The organism is Vibrio kasasachensis (assembly GCF_050337565.1).
GTDB lineage: Bacteria > Pseudomonadota > Gammaproteobacteria > Enterobacterales > Vibrionaceae > Vibrio > Vibrio kasasachensis.
In genome coordinates, this window is record NZ_JAKJTB010000029.1 from 1 (window position 1) to 17,333 (window position 17,333).

Annotated in this window: 20 protein-coding genes and 1 pseudogene; 6 read left to right on the forward strand and 15 right to left on the reverse strand. The window is 45.1% G+C overall.

Going from position 1 to position 17,333, the window contains the following annotated elements; translation table 11 throughout:
• The 3 genes and pseudogenes from L4C38_RS19810 to nudE all read right to left on the reverse strand — a co-directional run.
• Nucleotides 1-253, reverse strand: a pseudogene (locus tag L4C38_RS19810) (helix-turn-helix domain-containing protein); the annotation flags it as partial.
• Nucleotides 254-331: 78 nt separating this feature from the next.
• Nucleotides 332-1,159, reverse strand: a complete 828-nt coding sequence (gene cysQ / locus L4C38_RS19815; RefSeq protein ID WP_428799272.1) for a 3'(2'),5'-bisphosphate nucleotidase CysQ — start codon at nt 1,157-1,159, stop codon at nt 332-334.
• Nucleotides 1,160-1,186: 27 nt separating this feature from the next.
• Nucleotides 1,187-1,735: an ADP compounds hydrolase NudE gene (nudE, locus tag L4C38_RS19820; protein WP_428799273.1), complete on the reverse strand. Its 549-nt coding sequence runs from the start codon at nt 1,733-1,735 to the stop codon at nt 1,187-1,189.
• A 326-nt stretch (nt 1,736-2,061) separates the two neighbouring features.
• Between nudE and L4C38_RS19825 the strand changes: the two genes are divergently transcribed.
• Nucleotides 2,062-2,652, forward strand: coding sequence for a porin family protein (locus tag L4C38_RS19825; protein WP_428799274.1), 591 nt, complete (start codon nt 2,062-2,064; stop codon nt 2,650-2,652).
• 50 nt (nt 2,653-2,702) lie between these two features.
• Here L4C38_RS19825 and nfuA read toward each other — a convergent pair whose 3' ends face one another.
• Together nfuA and L4C38_RS19835 are read right to left on the reverse strand one after the other, a co-directional pair.
• Nucleotides 2,703-3,290 carry a Fe-S biogenesis protein NfuA gene (gene nfuA, locus L4C38_RS19830; RefSeq protein ID WP_428799275.1) on the reverse strand — a complete coding sequence of 196 codons (588 nt, stop codon included), beginning with the start codon at nt 3,288-3,290 and terminating at the stop codon, nt 2,703-2,705.
• Between the two features lie 91 nt (nt 3,291-3,381).
• Complete coding sequence (locus L4C38_RS19835) at nt 3,382-3,933, reverse strand: ComF family protein (protein ID WP_428799276.1); 552 nt, start codon at nt 3,931-3,933, stop codon at nt 3,382-3,384.
• Between the two features lie 233 nt (nt 3,934-4,166).
• On the opposite strand from L4C38_RS19835, the gene bioH reads away from it, so the two are divergent.
• Nucleotides 4,167-4,970, forward strand: coding sequence for a pimeloyl-ACP methyl ester esterase BioH (gene bioH / locus L4C38_RS19840; protein WP_428799277.1), 804 nt, complete (start codon nt 4,167-4,169; stop codon nt 4,968-4,970).
• A 96-nt stretch (nt 4,971-5,066) separates the two neighbouring features.
• Nucleotides 5,067-5,537: an ATP-dependent Lon protease gene (locus L4C38_RS19845; protein WP_428799278.1), complete on the forward strand. Its 471-nt coding sequence runs from the start codon at nt 5,067-5,069 to the stop codon at nt 5,535-5,537.
• Nucleotides 5,538-5,633: 96 nt separating this feature from the next.
• Here the strand turns inward: L4C38_RS19845 and L4C38_RS19850 are convergent, their stop codons facing one another.
• Entirely contained in the window at nt 5,634-7,976 is a 2,343-nt protein-coding gene (locus tag L4C38_RS19850; protein ID WP_428799279.1) for a Tex family protein, read from the reverse strand.
• A gap of 81 nt (nt 7,977-8,057) precedes the next feature.
• Nucleotides 8,058-8,534 (reverse strand): transcription elongation factor GreB, encoded by a 477-nt coding sequence (greB, locus tag L4C38_RS19855; protein WP_428799280.1) that lies wholly within the window; start codon nt 8,532-8,534, stop codon nt 8,058-8,060.
• Between the two features lie 327 nt (nt 8,535-8,861).
• Here greB and L4C38_RS19860 point away from each other — a divergent pair, with 327 nt between their 5' ends.
• The 3 genes from L4C38_RS19860 to envZ all read left to right on the forward strand — a co-directional run bounded on the left by L4C38_RS19860 (nt 8,862) and on the right by envZ (nt 11,687).
• Nucleotides 8,862-9,422: a phosphoribosyltransferase gene (locus L4C38_RS19860; RefSeq protein ID WP_428799281.1), complete on the forward strand. Its 561-nt coding sequence runs from the start codon at nt 8,862-8,864 to the stop codon at nt 9,420-9,422.
• A gap of 159 nt (nt 9,423-9,581) precedes the next feature.
• Nucleotides 9,582-10,301 (forward strand): osmolarity response regulator transcription factor OmpR, encoded by a 720-nt coding sequence (gene ompR / locus L4C38_RS19865; protein WP_428799282.1) that lies wholly within the window; start codon nt 9,582-9,584, stop codon nt 10,299-10,301.
• A gap of 81 nt (nt 10,302-10,382) precedes the next feature.
• Nucleotides 10,383-11,687 carry a two-component system sensor histidine kinase EnvZ gene (envZ, locus tag L4C38_RS19870; protein ID WP_428799283.1) on the forward strand — a complete coding sequence of 435 codons (1,305 nt, stop codon included), beginning with the start codon at nt 10,383-10,385 and terminating at the stop codon, nt 11,685-11,687.
• An 88-nt stretch (nt 11,688-11,775) separates the two neighbouring features.
• Here envZ and L4C38_RS19875 read toward each other — a convergent pair whose 3' ends face one another.
• Genes L4C38_RS19875 through gspG form a run of 8 tightly spaced genes read right to left on the reverse strand, consistent with a single transcriptional unit; the run spans nt 11,776 to nt 17,312 of the window.
• Nucleotides 11,776-12,537: a type II secretion system protein N gene (locus tag L4C38_RS19875; protein ID WP_428799284.1), complete on the reverse strand. Its 762-nt coding sequence runs from the start codon at nt 12,535-12,537 to the stop codon at nt 11,776-11,778.
• Between the two features lie 4 nt (nt 12,538-12,541).
• Complete coding sequence (locus L4C38_RS19880) at nt 12,542-13,033, reverse strand: type II secretion system protein M (RefSeq protein WP_428799285.1); 492 nt, start codon at nt 13,031-13,033, stop codon at nt 12,542-12,544.
• A 1-nt stretch (nt 13,034) separates the two neighbouring features.
• On the reverse strand, nt 13,035-14,255 hold the full coding sequence (gene gspL / locus L4C38_RS19885; protein WP_428799286.1) for a type II secretion system protein GspL: 1,221 nt from the start codon (nt 14,253-14,255) through the stop codon (nt 13,035-13,037).
• Nucleotides 14,224-15,234 carry a type II secretion system minor pseudopilin GspK gene (gene gspK / locus L4C38_RS19890; protein WP_428799287.1) on the reverse strand — a complete coding sequence of 337 codons (1,011 nt, stop codon included), beginning with the start codon at nt 15,232-15,234 and terminating at the stop codon, nt 14,224-14,226. The genes gspL and gspK overlap by 32 nt, the downstream gene beginning before the upstream one ends.
• Nucleotides 15,224-15,886: a type II secretion system minor pseudopilin GspJ gene (gspJ, locus tag L4C38_RS19895; protein WP_428799288.1), complete on the reverse strand. Its 663-nt coding sequence runs from the start codon at nt 15,884-15,886 to the stop codon at nt 15,224-15,226. The genes gspK and gspJ overlap by 11 nt, the downstream gene beginning before the upstream one ends.
• Complete coding sequence (gene gspI, locus L4C38_RS19900) at nt 15,873-16,229, reverse strand: type II secretion system minor pseudopilin GspI (protein WP_428799289.1); 357 nt, start codon at nt 16,227-16,229, stop codon at nt 15,873-15,875. The genes gspJ and gspI overlap by 14 nt, the downstream gene beginning before the upstream one ends.
• Nucleotides 16,216-16,806 carry a type II secretion system minor pseudopilin GspH gene (gspH, locus tag L4C38_RS19905; protein WP_428799290.1) on the reverse strand — a complete coding sequence of 197 codons (591 nt, stop codon included), beginning with the start codon at nt 16,804-16,806 and terminating at the stop codon, nt 16,216-16,218. The genes gspI and gspH overlap by 14 nt, the downstream gene beginning before the upstream one ends.
• A 59-nt stretch (nt 16,807-16,865) precedes the next feature.
• A complete protein-coding gene (gene gspG / locus L4C38_RS19910) occupies nt 16,866-17,312 on the reverse strand; it encodes a type II secretion system major pseudopilin GspG (RefSeq protein ID WP_428799291.1) in 447 nt (148 codons plus the stop codon).
• Nucleotides 17,313-17,333 lie beyond the last annotated feature (21 nt).

The window sequence follows — 17,333 nt, forward strand, 5'->3', positions numbered from 1 at the left end:
TTAATACTGCGCTAGTGTGCGTGAGAGACCATTCATTCGTCCACATTAAATTAAATGCTTTTCGTTTTGTTTGAGCAGTAGCAGCATGCTTAGTTGGTAAAAATGAATCAGTACCATGGATGGCAAAGACTTGAGCCCAATACCGTATCTGTCTTGAAGAAATTGAATATTGTTTTGCTAAGTAGAGAGATGACGTGCCATCTAAGTATTGCTTAGCAATGATACATTTTAGCTCTCGGCTATATTTGGACATAAAAAGACCCCCAATAATTGGTGTCTAACTATTGGGGGTCAGTTCAATTGCGGGCTTTTTCAATCAAGTAGAATCATACTAGTCTTTAACTAACAAGATTTCACTCCACGGTAAATTTTCATCACCCAAAACAATAAAGTTGGGGTTTTCTAACGTATCACGCTCGTTGTATGACAACGGCTCTAATTGGGTACTTAAGATTCGCCCACCCGCTTCTTCAACAATGCACTGGGTCGCTGCGGTATCCCACTCACCTGTCGGACCAAGGCGCAAGTAGCAATCCACCGCCCCTTCAGCAACTAGGCATGCTTTTAATGCCGCAGAGCCTAATGGCACTAAATCGTAATTCCACGCACTGCACATACGGCTAGTAATACGGTTGATATCTTGGCGTCGACTAATCGCAATCGCGATTGGATGTTGTTGACCTTGATGTTGGTGCGTGGTGATGCGAACACTTTCGTTCATATCAGGGATTTTCCATGCCCCTTTGCCCTTATAAGCATAAAAAGTCACGCCAGAGACTGGTGCATAAACCACACCCATAACCGGCTGATGGTTTTCAATTAAGGCAATGATGGTAGCAAAGTCACCACTGCGAGCAATGAACTCTTGCGTACCATCAAGGGGATCCACCAGCCAATAACGATCCCACTGAGAGCGCAACTCTAAACTGACGTCAGCCGCTTCTTCTGACAACACCGGAATATCCGGTGTCAATGCAGACAACTTTTCAACGATAAATTTGTGTGCAGCTAAATCAGCACTGGTAACGGGCGTGTCATCGTCTTTAATGAATTCTTCGTACTGCTTTTTCTGGTAGATATCTAAAATTAACTGTCCAGCAGTTCTCGCCACATCAATCACTGCGGGAAGATGGTGCGATAGGTCTTGGGTTATTGGCATAACAAATTCCTTGGGCACGTCGCTCTATTATAGTTTTAGGTGTCTAAGAGCGAGCATAAGTGCGGTAATACTCCGCGCCTCACAAAAGTCGAGGTGCGTTAACAGTTCTTCTGCTTGGGCAAGCGGCCAACGAACAAGCTCTAGTGGTTCTGGCTCATCACCTTGCAACTGCTCTGGGTATAAGTCCTGCGCGACGTATAGTGTCATTTTGCTAGAGAAATAAGATGGGGCTAACACCACCTCTTTTAATGGCACGAGGTTATTAGCACCAAACCCAATCTCTTCTTTTAGCTCACGGTTTGCCGCGTCTAACGCGCTCTCACCTTCGTCGATCAAACCCTTAGGAAAGCCCAACTCATAACGTTCTGTGCCTGCGGCATATTCACGTACCAGTAATAGGTCTCCTTGCGCAGTAACTGGTACGATCATCACCGCATGGCGACCACTTGGGCGCATGCGCTCATAAGTACGCTCTTCACCGTTACTAAAGCGTAGATCCAACGCTTCAATGGCAAATAATCGCGATTGGGCAACCGTCTGCTTTGCCAAAATTTCTGGCAGCGTCTTTCTGCTCACAAGATTTCTCCTTCTCTCAGCGCTCGATTCTTAATATATGAGAAGACACAACTTTAAACCAGTTCCAAACGCACTAATTTGCACAATTCGATCTATGGTTGTAGCAAGTGAAGCAGAATATCTCCGCAACAAAGAGGCGAAAATCGCGAGTTGCTATGCATTTTTCATGCAGCATGATGAGTGCACCCATCTCAGAGTGAGACTAAAAACCCACATTCAACACATTGCACGGTATCTTGAACAAATTACTTCCACCACGCACATTCTTTTCGTAAAACTGGTCGCATACTGCTCGAAATTCAACCATCAAAAATGAGGGCAGTACGATGAAAATTCATCACATTTTAACCAGCACGATACTCTATTTAGTGGCATCTACTTTCGCGCATGCGCAAGAAAGCCAGCCAAATGGGCAATGGTATTTTCAAGGGTCGATTGGCTATAGTGTTATCGATCTAGATGATATGCTTGATAGTGATCACTATGGTATCGAGGATAGCGATACTAGTTATGAGCTTGCGCTCGGATATTTATTTACCGAACATGTTGGAATTAAGTTTGGCTACCGAGAACTCGGTGAAGGACAATTTATACAAGATGATACTCCCGACAAGCTATTTGTTCAAAAACTAGATAGCTTATTCATCGCGATGACGGGGCATTACCCAATATCAGACCAATTTGAATTACTCGGTGCAATTGGTTTTTCCAAAATATCTCAAGATCTTCAAGTTACCCGCCTAGATAGTAGCGGTAGTGCATCTTTCAGTTACGATTTTACCGAACCCTATTTTTCTTTAGGGATCGAATATAAATTCAATAACACTCTCTCCATTCTCTCTGAGTTTATTCATCAGCCTATACCAAATCTTGTTGAAGGGAATACCTACCAAATTGGTCTTAAATACAAATTTTAAAGACAAAAAAGGCGCTCTTGAGCGCCTTTTGACCATCTTAACGATGAAAATTAGTAGTAAGAGTGCTCACCACGATCATGCTCTGTTGCATCACGTACCGCCGTTAGTTCGCCTTCAAACTGTTGTAGTAATTCTTTCTCGATGCCTTCTTTTAGCGTCACATCAACCATAGAACAACCGTTACAACCGCCACCAAACGCAACAATCGCGATACCCGCTTCTGTAATCTCAATTAAACTAACGTGGCCACCATGCCCCGCCAATTGTGGGTTAACTTGAGTTTGAATGGCATACTCTACACGCTCTACCAAAGAGGCATCATCTGCCACTTTACGCATTTTTGCATTTGGCGCTTTAAGCGTTAACTGAGAGCCCATCTTATCCGTCACGTAATCAATGTCGGCGTCTTCAAGGAATGGAAGGCTTAGCTCATCAACATACGCAGATAGAACTTCGAATTTTAACTCTGTATCAGTAGCTTCGACTGCTTCTGGTGGGCAGTAAGAAACACCACATTCTGCATTTTGAGTGCCTGGATTAACAACAAACACGCGAATGTTGGTGCCTTCAGGCTGCTGAGCTAGCAGCTTAGCAAAGTGTTCTTGAGCGCTTTGGCTAATAGTAATTGTATTTGACACGACGAATACCTGAGTAAAATTGTAAGATATTTGTTAACCATTCTACTCCTGAAAATTTTCAGATCTAGTCCTTTGAGGCGAAATCATTCGCTTATCGCCTATTGATCGGTTCAGGAGTTCGGCAAACACAATAAATATCAACGTTTTGGACGCCATCAGCAAGCAGTAATTTGCATAGTTGCTGTACGGTACTGCCTGTCGTCACGACATCATCCACAATGGCAATTGAAGCATAATCGGATGCCGCCTTAAGACGGAAAGCGTTGCGTAGATTGTTCTGCCTATCGTTTCTGTCCATGCCCAATTGCGTTCGCGTCGCTCGTGTACGTTGAAACATAGAGATACAAGGGATGTTAAGCTGCTTCGCGAGCGGTCTAGCTAACCATTCACTTTGATTAAAGCCACGCCAAAGTTGCCTGCGCCAATGCATAGGGACATAAGTTATCGCGTCGACATCTAATGCAACTCTATCTGCCAATAACCGCGCCAGTAAATCCGCTTGATGTAGTTGCTGTGAAAACTTGAGTTGCTGAACATAACTGGAGAGAGGCAGCGTATAATCACCAACACAATAAAGCTTGCGCCAAAGTGGTGGTTGCGTAAGACATTGCCCACAGTGCTCTACCTCAAACGAACTTCGCAATCCACAATGAGAACACCGAGGCTGCACCATATCACTGATACAGTGTTGACATAACACCCAAGGTAAAGAGCCCCCCAAGCTTCGAGGCTCAATCGGTAACAAACAATGCTGACAATAATGCACTATCAACCGTTGCCTGTTTTTCTGCCACCATTGCGTTAACATAGTCAAACTAAAAGAGAGAGATTTGGCTTCATAGTGCAAGTCGAGTAAGCAAAGAATGGATGAATTAAGTGGCACAAACTGAGAGTAAAACAACAAAGTTGCATTGGCAGAGCTTTGGTGAAGGTGAAAATCTTGTGCTGCTGCATGGCTGGGGCATGAATGGCGCGGTATGGCAGCAAACTGCTGAGGTACTTAGCCAATATTTTCGCGTACACGTCGTTGACTTGCCCGGGTTTGGCTATAGCCGCCACTCATCTTTTCAACGCATCGACGATCTCACCGAACAAGTGTTAGCGGATGCACCAGAGCAAGCAATTTGGCTCGGATGGTCATTAGGCGGTTTGGTGGCTTCTCACATTGCTATTCACCATTCAAGCCGCATAAATGGGCTTATAACGGTGGCGAGTTCGCCGTGCTTTTCAGAACAAAAACCATGGCGTGGCATCCAACAGAAAGTCCTCCAAGCCTTCACTGTGCAACTATTAGAAGATTTCCAGCTCACAATCGAACGCTTTATTGCCCTGCAAGCGATGGGTAGCCCATCAGCAAGACAAGACTTAAAAGCACTTAAACAAGCCGTGTTATCTCGCCCCGCGCCAAACCAACAGGCACTATTGGCGGGTTTACAATTACTCGGTGATGTCGATTATCGAGAGCAACTGCATCACGTATCCGCACCCACGTTGCGCTTATATGGTCGACTTGATGGTTTGGTACCGATACAAGTGGCGAAAGACGTAACTGAGCTCATGCCAAATAGCCAAAGCTTTGTGTTTACTCAATCCTCTCATGCGCCCTTTATGACGGAACTAGAGTCCTTTTGCCAGCAAGTCACTGCGTTTTCCGGTCTCAAACAAGCGACAAAAAATTGAATAAAGCGCTAAATTTTTGACCACTTTTGCCGATAATAACTTCAACTGACATTACTAATAGCCATGTCAGTGGGCGAAACTGAGGAGGTCTCGGTTATGATCGTGTCACCCACAAACGTGAGTGTGCCACTTATCGCCCCATCGGTTAATGTGCATACAGAACAAACCGCGCGTGACAATAAAATTCGCGAGCCAATTGTTGCCACTGTTGCACTAGCCAGAAGTAATGCTGAACGTAAAATCAATTCAGAGGATAAGCGCAGGCGAGAGTCAGCGTGGGACCCCTCCGAACATCCAAACTATGGCACCGATGATGAGCACGAGATCAACGCTTCTCAACACGACCCGCCAGAAAACAGTTTGGATCGTTTGTTTGAACTGCTGGCACTCTCCAGCTATAGCGCACAGCAAGGTAAAGGCTACGCGATGCGGTTTCGTTTACCGAAGCGCGTAATCGATGCAGCGATAACCGAAGGTCGAATGGCTAAACGCCGTGTCATAATTAAGTTTCGTTATGGTCATGCCGTTGCGCCACATACACCTTCCGAGGTCATTGCGGTGTTGTAGTCGCCCTTTACAATCAAAAAGGGTGAATACCAGACAAACAAAGCCCCACTCATTCGAGTGGGGCTTTTTATTTTTACAACCTGTCCCGTTAATTAACTAGCGTTTGGCTTTAGCAAAGGCGTCGGCAAAAGCACCGCCCATCGCACTATTTTGCGACTCTTCACGCTTACGTGGTTGGCTTTGCGCACGCGCTTGATTTTGTCCTTGATTGCGCCCTTTATTATGAGCAGGTGCCGAACTACGTTGAGTACGATTATCTTGCCCAGGCTCATCATTTAAGCGCATTGAAAGTGCAATACGTTTACGCTGTACATCCACTTCCATCACTTTTACTTTCACAATATCACCCGCTTTCACCACTTCACGCGGATCAGATACGTAGCGATCGGTTAACGCGGAGATATGTACCAAACCATCTTGGTGTACGCCAATATCAACGAAAGCGCCAAAATTGGCGACGTTGGAAACCACACCTTCCAGTACCATACCCACTTCAAGATCCGACATCGAATTTACACCGTCAGCAAAGGTAGCGGTTTTAAATTCAGGACGCGGGTCACGACCTGGTTTATCTAGCTCTTTAATGATGTCTGTTACGGTTGGCAAACCAAAATTATCATCAATGTAATCAATCGCGCGCAAATCTTTGAGGAAATTTGAATCGCCGATCAGTACTTTGACGGCTTTGCCACTCTTCTCAGCAATGCTTTTCACCACAGGGTAAGCTTCTGGGTGAACAGATGAAGCATCAAGCGGATTTTTGCCATCCATAATACGTAGGAAACCGGCACATTGCTCAAATGCTTTAGGTCCAAGGCGTGCCACTTTCTTCAGCGTAGTACGGCTTTCAAAGCGACCGTTCTCATCACGGTAATCAACGATATTTTGCGCCAAGGTGGTTGAAAGACCCGCAACACGAGTCAGCAATGCAGCAGAAGCGGTATTCACATCTACACCCACCGCATTTACACAATCTTCCACGACCGCATCAAGTCGTTTCGCCAACATAGATTGGCTAACATCGTGCTGATATTGACCAACACCTATCGATTTAGGGTCAATTTTCACTAATTCTGCTAGTGGATCTTGCAAGCGACGAGCAATCGACACCGCGCCACGCAGGGATACATCTAAATTCGGAAATTCATTGGCAGCCAATTCAGAGGCAGAGTAAACCGATGCGCCCGCTTCGCTCACCATGATTTTTTGTGTATTTAGATTGCCACGCTGAATGACATCTGCAACAAAGCTATCTGTTTCGCGTGAGGCAGTACCGTTACCAATCGCAATCAAGTCCACATTGTATTTACGTACCAACTGCTCAACCACATGTGCAGATTTGTCGTACTGCTTTTGTGGTGGATGCGGATAAATAGTCTCTGTCGCAAGCACTTTACCAGTAGGATCGACAATCGCGATTTTGGAGCCAGTTCGTAAACCCGGGTCCAAACCTAATGTTGCACGTGGTCCGGCTGGCGCAGCCATTAATAAATCTTTCAAGTTGGTAGCAAACACTTCAATCGCTTCGATTTCGGCACGCTCTTTCATGGCGCCCATCAACTCAGTTTCCATGTGCATTGAAACTTTAATCCGCCATGCCCAGCTAATCACCTGCTTCCGCCATGCATCCGCAGGGGCTTGGCTAAGAGAAATGCCATAATGATCAGAGATAAGCGTTTCGCAATATGAGTGACGAACACCTTCTTCTTGCTCAGGATCTGCATTCATAGAAAGTGAAAGGAAACCTTCATTACGACCGCGTAGCATCGCTAGTGCTCGGTGTGATGGCGCCTTACTGATCGCTTCATTGTGGGCAAAGTAATCTTTGAACTTCTCACCCGCTTGCTCTTGTCCAGCAACCACGCGAGAACCTAACTGAGCGTTACGCTTAAGATGATTTCGGATCTTTTCCAACAGGTTCGCATCTTCTGCAATACGCTCCATGATGATCGCACGTGCACCGTCAAGTGCCGCTTTGTTGTCGGCAATGCCTTTATCCGCATCAAGGTATTTTGCGGCTTCGCTTTCTGGCTCAGTCTGCGGTTCATTCCATAACTTGTCCGCTAATGGTTCTAAACCCGCTTCAATCGCGATTTGACCTTTAGTGCGGCGCTTAGGTTTATATGGCAAATACAAATCTTCCAAACGCGTTTTGCTGTCGGCTTGTTGGATCTCTTGCTCCAACTCCACGCTGAGTTTGCCTTGCTCTTTAATTGATTTCAGAATGGTTTGGCGACGGTCATCCAATTCACGCAGGTAAGCCAAGCGGCTATCTAAGTTACGCAGTTGAGTATCGTCTAGCCCACCCGTCACCTCTTTACGGTAACGCGCAATAAAAGGCACCGTGTTGCCATCATCAATTAACTTAACAGCGGCAATCACTTGCTCAGAGCGAACATTCAGCTCTTGAGCGATTAATTTGCAGATAGCTTGGCTCATCCGTGCAATCTCTTTTGGGGAATTAGTAAGTATATGAGGGTGGAATTGAGAAAAACCACCCTAACGGTCGGTGGTCCGAGGTTAATCGTGATAATGAATAGCGTTAACAAACCACTCTTTATCACCATCCGGCGTTTTTACTGAAAAATCATCATCGACTTGTTTTTTCAGCAAAGCTCGCGCCATCGGTGAATCAATAGAGATGTAGCCTTTCGCACCGCCGTAGATCTCATCAGGTCCCACGATGCGAAATGATTTGGTCTCACCATGTTCATTTTCGATCTCAACCCAAGCACCAAAAAACACTTTGCCTTCTTGCTGGGGAGAATAATCAACAACGGTGATCTGCTCTAAACGCTTACGCAAAAAGCGCACTCGGCGGTCTATTTCACGCAAGCGCTTCTTGTTGTACTGGTAATCCGCGTTTTCACTACGGTCGCCTAAACTCGCCGCCCAAGTCACTTTCTTTGTTACTTCTGGGCGATCTTCTTTCCATAGAAAGTCGAGTTCTTTCTTAAGGCGATCAAAGCCTTCACGGGTGATCAGGTTAGTTTTCACACTAGTTATCCATCTCGGTTAGTATCCACTGATTGTCGTTATTTTTTAACCTCTGGCAATAGCTAACACTTGTACTGAGCCACATTCAATCATCAGAGTTTTTCGATAAGCTCATAAACCATGATAGATCATGAAAAAACTGTTCTTAATATATCCTTAATTGAGCAAGACTAAACGCAAAAACCAACCAATAACACCTTGAAACAAGGAACGTTTCTCATTAATTCTGTTCTGTTTTACTGTGAGAAAAATTATATCAATATGGCAGTTAATTACGATATCCAATTGAAATACAATTTAAATTCAACGACGAGTTAGGGGATTCCTATGCAAAACCATAGCGCACAAAGCAACGCCTCGCAGCACAATTTTATTGGTGAGGTTGTTCTAACCACTGAGCAGATCGAGCAAGGTGTAACTCACGTAGCACAAACTCTCAATCATCGTTTTAACGATGAAAATGTGGTGTTTATTTCTGTCGTCCCAGGTGGCATCTTATTTACCGCCGATCTCATTCGAAAGATCGATTTCAATGTAAAACTCGACTATGTATCTTGCCACCATACTCCCGGTTCTAGTACCAATAACTCCGCCATTATTTACCAGCAAAACGTCAATATTAATGACGCACACATTATTTTGCTTGATGATGCGATAGAAACGGGTGGCACCATGAAACGCGTGGCTGCCTTTTTTGCAGAAATGAGCGGGGTAAAATCCGTGTCTATTGCCACCTTGTTTGTAAAGCCGGGGCGAATCGACATCCCATTTACTCAATTCTTTGCTTATGAAATGGAAAATGACGATATGATCATTGGCTATGGTCTATCATGGCAAGAGCACTTGCACAACTTGCCTTACGTGGCGAAACTTATCCGCGAAGATTAACGATAAACGTCGCAAATTCTGATGAGCACCTTAGCTAAAGCTTAGTTGATGAAGAAAAAACAAGCTTAAGATAAAAAGAGTAACAATTTGAGCAAGCACGCTTTCACAAACAGTGATACATTTTTGCTTATATGCTTTGTTTTTGAATAAGGTGCTTCAATGCAAGAAAATCATAAAATACTCGTAGTAGATGACGATGCACGATTACGTTCGCTTTTGGAGCGATACCTCTCGGAGCAAGGCTTTCAGGTGCGCAGTGTCGCCAATGGCGAACAAATGGATCGCTTACTGACACGTGAAAACTTTCATTTAATGGTGCTCGATTTAATGCTACCTGGCGAAGATGGTCTTTCAATCTGCCGCCGCTTGCGAAATGCCAACAATGAGATACCGATTTTAATGTTGACGGCAAAGGGCGATGAGATCGATCGTATCGTTGGCTTGGAAGTCGGAGCTGATGATTACCTACCAAAACCCTTTAATCCTCGCGAGTTGCTAGCACGGATTAAAGCCGTTCTTCGTCGCCAAACAACCGAACTACCGGGTGCCCCAAGCACTGAAGAATCGGTTGTTGAGTTTGGTCAATTTCGTCTAAACCTAGGGACGCGTGAAATGTACCGTGGTGATGAGGCGATGCCATTAACCTCTGGTGAATTCGCAGTACTCAAAGCACTGGTCACTAACGCACGCGAACCACTATCACGTGATAAGCTGATGAACATGGCACGAGGGCGTGAATACTCTGCGATGGAGCGTTCTATCGACGTGCAGATTTCTCGCCTACGACGTATGCTGGAAGTAGATCCAAGTAAGCCTCGCTACATTCAAACTGTATGGGGTTTAGGTTACGTATTTGTGCCTGATGGCAAAGAAGCTTAATCCGCGAATTAGTCAATAAGTGCGAGCATTAGTCTCGCACTTTTTCTAACTCTGCACCCTATCACTCAATAGGTTATTTCTATGCGTTTTCGCAGTTCCTTTACCCAATCAATCTTACTGTTTGTTACCCTGCTGATCGCTAGCCAAGTTTACTCTTACTACGCCGTTTTTAATTACGCTTTGCTCCCAAGCTTGCAGCAGTTCAATAAAATCCTAAGCTATGAAATCAACTTGATGTTGGATCACCCTGATCACAGCGATAATGGTTTGGTAATGGATGCCCCTCTACGTCGTCAGGTTTTGGAGCAACTAGGGGTAACTATTCACGCTAAAGATAGTCCGATTGCCGAACAATACCACCAAGCTATCAGTATCGACCTGATGAGCGAAGAGATGAGTCATGAACTTGGTACCCCAACCGATGTACGCATGATGCTTGGGGAAGAGAGCTATATTCTGTGGATGAATATTGAAACCTTGCCCGATTCATTAATCCGCATTCCACTCTCAGAGTTACAGGAAGAAGATTTTGCGCCGCTATTTCGCAATAGCTTGTTGATGGCTCTACTTATCATTGCTGGTGGTTGGCTATTTATGCGCTTGCAGAATCGACCACTCTTAGCATTAGAGAAAGCAGCTAAAGGCGTTGGTCGCGGCGAGATACCACCACCATTGTCTGAGAAAGGCTCAACAGAAATCCGCTCAGTCACCCATGCCTTCAACCAAATGTCGAAAGGGATTCAAGCACTAGAAGAAGACCGGGCGCTGCTGATGGCTGGTATTAGCCATGACTTGCGTACTCCTTTAACACGCATTCGCTTAGCCACAGAGATGATGTCACCAGAAGATCGGTATTTAGCCGAAGGCATCATCAGTGATACTGAAGAATGTAATGAGATCATCAGCCAATTCATGGATTACTTAAAGCCGGTTAACAAGCAGTCTTTTGTTCAAGTTGATCTCAATGAGATTGCCCAAGATATAGCAAATTCAGAAGGCAATAGTGAACACGTCGAGATAGCGACTGAACTCCATGCGCATAAAGCTGCATTTGGTAGCCCTATCGCGATTAAGCGCGCCATCAGTAACTTGGTGGTTAACGCCGTACGTTACGGTAATGGTTGGGTCAAAGTTTCCACGGGCATGACAGCAGACAACCAGCTGTGCTGGATATGTATCGAAGACAATGGTCCTGGAATTGAAAAAGACCAGATCTCCAAATTGTTTGAACCATTCACTCGTGGCGATACTGCTCGAGGCAGCGAAGGAACAGGGCTGGGGTTAGCCATTGTGAAAAGGATTGTTGGACAACACAATGGCTCGGTAGTCGTGAACAACCGAGGTGAAGGTGGTTTGAAAGTGCAAGTTAGCTTTCCAACCAAATAGTTCACTAAAATCATAAGTAAAGTAAGCAGTAAAAAGCCCCAGTTTTAGGGGCTTTTTACTCTATTAGAACGGGGAAAAGCGTTGTCAGCTACAAACTGCCACGATAACTAAACTGATAACGACCTCGATTATCTGGCTCAGGTAGCCACTTCAACTGATCGGTAAAGAGTTGGGGCATATCAGCTTGAGGGCTAAACCACGCTTTAGCCACATATTGACGGTTAGCTTGTAAATCTAGAGAAAACTCACTCTTCACCTGCTGACTTTCCTGATTACCCGCCATATTTATCAGGTGATCTTTACAACTCAAGTTAGCCACAACCGGTCCGACTTCCAGTGGTGCTAGTGGAGTGCCAATTTGGTCAGTATTCCACACTAATTTACCTTGAGCAGATCGACAATATGGCGCTGCGTATTGCCAAGATTGAAGACTCAACTCTAGTTGCCCGGCAATATCTAATGGAATTGGCATTGATGGAGCAAAGCCCATCGCCTTGGTTGCTGGCATCGAGGCAATCACATTCTCAGCATAAGCGCCTTGAAAACTATATCCGACAACACCGCGCGCGCGCAGTTGCCATGGATTTCCGCGCCCTAACCTAACCACGGCTTGCAGCTTACCTGCGAGTAATTTACTCGGCTCTAATTGCCAAGAGATTTCACCTAGATTATAACGTTGCCATTGCAGTTGCTGTACTTGCCCTTGCCAAAGGGTGCCACTCGCTCCGGAGACATTAAGCTGTTTAGGTAAAGGAGCGTGATTGAGCACGAGCTGAATCGGTAGGTGAACAATCGCGCTGACAATAAACGTCATAGATAAAATGAATGTCAGCAATATTTTTTTCTTCACTGCCTTACCCTTTAATTAACTGCAATCGCTTAATTTCAACCATCCCTGCTTGGGTGCTTTTATCAATATCAAGAAATAGAACGTCAATCGCGTGATTGGTTTGCATATACTCCAGCCAGTTAACTAACTGATTAAAAGGCACTGGTTGCACCCAAACTTGCATTTCATTTTCGCGCGGTTGAACACGCACCAATTCAATATTGAAACGGCGAGCAGAGGATGAGATCGCTTGGTTCAATGGCAAAGGTGAGATGGCTTTTGCACCACCGCCACGTAATTCAACAATGTGATCAGCTTTATTTTTTACCCAAGCCAACAACTGCTTCTCACTATTGAGCGCTAGCTGTGCTTGCTCTGCACGCTGAACGATGGGCTGATAAATGCCCCAAAAGAGCAACCCAAACCCCAAGACAACACTGCCAATGACAACCAAACGCTGCTCACGCAGTGTAATACTAGACCACCAAGCTTGCAGCGAGCTTAAAATACTATTCATCTTATTCATCTCCCTGCGCTTTTAGGACGAAACTGCCCGTCACAAAGTCAGCAGATTTACTGAGCTGGCCTTGCTCAACCTCAAACTGTTGCTCCAGTTGTGCTCGCGCTTGCTCAAATGCCTGAAAATTATTGCTACGTGCTTGCAGCTTAATTTCACCTCGCTTGCTGTCGAATGTTAGCCCTGTCATCTCAAAATTGGGGATATTCTTAAATGCAGTTGGCAGCTTCACTAACCACTGAAGAAGGGCGCCTTCTGTACTGTTACCCGAAAGACGCTTTGATTCATTATCCAACTCACGCTTTAAGTATTTCACCGTCGGGATCTTGCTTTTGCCAACTAAAACCGTACGGAAAATACGTTCGCTTTCAGCACGATAAACATCCGCTTGTTGCTGGGCTTGATGCGTTTGCACAAAGTGTTGAACCAATAAAACAACAACCAATACACCGGCAGCTATCGCCGTTTTTCGCCATATTTTTAGATGCTTAGATAATGATGACTTGGGCTTAAACTCTCCAGTAAGCAGATTAATTTTGCTACCAATTGCGTGATGTCCCAATAACTGCATCACTAAGTGAGGTTCACCTTGTTGCCAAGTTTGCCCTTCCGCCAAAGTAAGATCCGGCAATTGGCTGTAAGCTTCCAACGCTATCCACTCACCATCCGCTTTGACCCAATCAGATTGAGCAACCATAGCCAACCAATCTGACTCGATGGTTAATGCTTGATAATGCGATTTTTTCAACAACCATTGACCCGCGATTTCAACCGCGGCGATACCATTAAAATCAGGCAAAGCCAATCCATCAGGGATGACTTTAATAACATTGAATCCTGCTTCTGCAAGTATTGTCAGCTCGCGAGTTAGCCATGCTTTATCTACGGCGGCAATGAATGCCTGATCACCTTGTTTAGACAAAATTGTAATGTGTAGGCTGTCTACGTCTTGGGCGACATCGTCTTCTATTAAATAGGGCAGCATGCTTTCAAACTGCCTTGAACCACCTGCGGGGATGGTAACTTGTTTTAATAGAACATCGGCGCTATTGAGTAAGACGATACTTTGGCGCTGCTGAGCATAGCTCTCAATATCGGCCAGCGTTTGCTGCGCTCCAAGTTCGCCACTGGCGATGACTTCCTGCTGACTCTCAGACCAAACCAACCATTGTTTGCTAGCTTGACGATTATTACTCAGTCGAACGATTAGGTACTCGCTCACCGATTCCTCCAAAGCGACGGCTAATGACAGTCGCAGTTTCTCGATTTGCACTAAACAGTAAGCTACGAACTCTCACGCGAGATTCGCCAACTACCACCTGCGCATCCAATTCAAAATAAGCGCTATCTACACTGAGATAGCCTTTAACCTGTTTCTTTGTTTCATCGCTAAGTGCAGCGAACTGCGATTCGGATAAAAACTGCTCGACACTACCCCAACCATCAAATGGTCGATTTTCTAGTACCTGCTTGGCGTCACTCACACTCAACTGCTGACCAAACATCGCTGAAAGTAGCTCTGATTGTTGCGGCGATAGTGTGTTTACATTAAGTCGAAATACCGATGTTGGTAGCGCACACAAATACGGGCTAACCAAAGCCATCACCTCACCAGAAACTTGGTTAATCGCGCGAAATTCGCTCTCATCGGCTAAAGCACTATTTGCGGTCATGTATTCAGGTGACATCGACTCATAAGTGCTGTCTTCAACCCCAGTGACCGAGTTCACCACGCTGTTTTTGTCGACAAACTCCCAGCTAGAGTGGGCTACAATTTCCGCCACATAAGTATCAACCTCTAATGCTGACATTAAATCTTGTAAAACCGTCACCAAATAAGGAGCTTTCTGAGAATTGCTCTCCGTTTGTGTATCGACTAAAGCATTGAGGTTAAAGCACGCTTGGCGATCAACCAAACGCCCAGTCAATGTACCGTAATCTAAAGGAAAGCTCTGTTGATCCAATGCCCAAGGCTGTGACAAATTCACCGTTTCACTGTCTTTATAACTCTGCTCAACACCTTCAATCGCCAATGCTTCAGCACCGACGCTATACCAATAGGCTTGCTGATAATTAATCTGGTTTGAAGAGCGCTTAAATTGCCCAAACAATCGTTCAGACATCGTTGCAGCAACGGCTGTCATCATCGCCAATAGCAACAAAACAACCAGCAGCGCTACGCCACGTTGTTTAGTTTTCATCGCTATTCTCCAATGCGATTGAACCACCACCGGTTAGATAAATTCGCTCAATCTCGCCGTAATCACTGAAGGTTAGCGACACCTGTACCGCTTTGGGTAGCGCCATTGTCTTATCCCAACTCTCGCGCCACTGCTTACCATCAAAAAAACGCATTTCAAAAGCTTCAACCTGATCGATCAATGGCATCACCGATCCCTGCTGTCCAACTGGTGTATCTACGTAATACCACCATACACGCTGCAATTGCGAATCTTTCACTCGATAACCAACTTTGGTTACTTCACCACGAGGAAATTGCTGAACGGGATTGTGCCAGCCACTACGCGCAAACATGACACCTTTCACGTCTGAATCGAGTAAATATTCTTTCCACTCAATCAGTTTTTTGCTTGGTTCTTCACCGTTGGTACGCATTTGGCGCAATGCCATTTGACGAAAATCGTTATCCATAAACACCAGCGCACGTTGTAAGGTTTTTAGCCGCTCACTGCGTTGCTGTGAAATATCGTTGCTGCGATAGATTTGACTGAGCACTTGTTGCGCCCCTACCGCCATAAAAGCAAAGATTGCCATGGCGATCAGTACTTCAATTAAGGTAAAGCCTAAGCGTTTGTTCAACGATGCCTGACGCGTCGGTCTACTTGGGAACATAGCTTCTCACCGATACAATCGCTTCACCTTTTGACTCACGTGCAACGTCGACATCAAACGCGCGAATCAGTCCATCTTGGGTCGATACAGGCGTAATGGTCCAAAACCAGTCTCTATCAGCCAATTCATCTTTGCCCGATTGCTTCTTCAACCCTTTGGGATCAAGCATCACTTTCGCCATTTGGTTATCGACAACCATCGCAGCAAAAGCTTTTTCTTCCATCAAGGTTAAGGTGTTTATGTGTTGCCCGACCGAACGAATCAACGCCATGGCAGACATTGCAAAAATAGCTAATGCCACCAACACTTCAAGTAAGGTTAAGCCTCGCTCATTGCGTCTCATCTTGCTCCCCCGGAGCGAGTAAAATGATTTGACCATTTTCTTTTGCAACTACGAGCCAAGCCGATTGTTCAATCTCAGAATTGCTCGGATAAATGGCAATAGAAAATGGAGTTACCTCTCCACTCGACATAAAAAACACTTCGGGCTGTGGCAGTATTTTTTTCTCTTCTAATTCAGCTTCAGCAAACATCGTTTCATCAAATAACGAGGACGGATTAAAAAGGCGCGCCTGATCTTGCCAAATCGAACCACCTAAACTGAACTTAACGGACACATTTTTTTGAAATTGGGTCTCATAAGGTATGCGATCTAATACCAATGCCTTCCACCCTTTTTCATCAAGCTGCTGTAAATAATATCTCGAATTCTCCTCGTCCACTCGCAAACCAAAATTTCGCCCACTTAACAGCGCCTCTTCATTGAGTAGTTGCAAGCGATGCCATAGCGAACGCGCTTGCAAGTTCGCTTCATCTCGCTGATTGTTCGGCAATGAAAATACCACTACCGTTACCGTGACGGCGAGTAAAGCAACCACGAGTAGTACTTCTAATAAGGTAAATCCTTTATTTTTTGGCATCGCGCATTACATCAAACTAGAAATGGCGGGGTGAGCCGCCATTGATATTAAGTACAAGATTACTGGAAATCATTTAAGTTCCAGTTACCGATATCAGCGTTGACGCCTTCACCACCTTCTTGACCATCAGCCCCCAAGGTAAAAACATCGATAGTGCCATTATCGCCAGGGCTTAGGTATTGATAGTCATAGCCCCATGGGTCTTGTGGCAGACGTTTAATGTAACCGTCTTGCGGGTAGTTACGTGGCGTTGGGTTATTTGGCTCAGTCACCAATGCCTCTAAACCTTGATCCGTCGTTGGGTAAACGTTGTGGTTCAATCGGTAAGTATCGAGCGCCGTTTCTAACGATTTGATATCCACCGCGGCTTTCTTTTGAGAGGCGGTATCTTTACTGCCGAGTAGATTAGGAGCCACAACACTCGCAAGGATGCCAAGTATCACAACGACTACCATTAATTCTAATAAGGTAAAGCCTGATTGTTTTTTATTGCGTTGGTTTTTCATTTTCTCTCCAATAACACAACT

Coding starts and splice junctions, on each gene's coding strand:
- cysQ (WP_428799272.1), bottom strand. CDS start 1,159: ATGCCAATAACCCAAGACCTATCGCACCATCTTCCCGCAGTGATTGAT.
- L4C38_RS19825 (WP_428799274.1), top strand. CDS start 2,062: ATGAAAATTCATCACATTTTAACCAGCACGATACTCTATTTAGTGGCA.
- L4C38_RS19845 (WP_428799278.1), top strand. CDS start 5,067: ATGATCGTGTCACCCACAAACGTGAGTGTGCCACTTATCGCCCCATCG.
- L4C38_RS19850 (WP_428799279.1), bottom strand. CDS start 7,976: ATGAGCCAAGCTATCTGCAAATTAATCGCTCAAGAGCTGAATGTTCGC.
- L4C38_RS19860 (WP_428799281.1), top strand. CDS start 8,862: ATGCAAAACCATAGCGCACAAAGCAACGCCTCGCAGCACAATTTTATT.
- ompR (WP_428799282.1), top strand. CDS start 9,582: ATGCAAGAAAATCATAAAATACTCGTAGTAGATGACGATGCACGATTA.
- envZ (WP_428799283.1), top strand. CDS start 10,383: ATGCGTTTTCGCAGTTCCTTTACCCAATCAATCTTACTGTTTGTTACC.
- L4C38_RS19880 (WP_428799285.1), bottom strand. CDS start 13,033: ATGAATAGTATTTTAAGCTCGCTGCAAGCTTGGTGGTCTAGTATTACA.
- gspK (WP_428799287.1), bottom strand. CDS start 15,234: ATGAAAACTAAACAACGTGGCGTAGCGCTGCTGGTTGTTTTGTTGCTA.
- gspJ (WP_428799288.1), bottom strand. CDS start 15,886: ATGTTCCCAAGTAGACCGACGCGTCAGGCATCGTTGAACAAACGCTTA.
- gspI (WP_428799289.1), bottom strand. CDS start 16,229: ATGAGACGCAATGAGCGAGGCTTAACCTTACTTGAAGTGTTGGTGGCA.
- gspH (WP_428799290.1), bottom strand. CDS start 16,806: ATGCCAAAAAATAAAGGATTTACCTTATTAGAAGTACTACTCGTGGTT.
- gspG (WP_428799291.1), bottom strand. CDS start 17,312: ATGAAAAACCAACGCAATAAAAAACAATCAGGCTTTACCTTATTAGAA.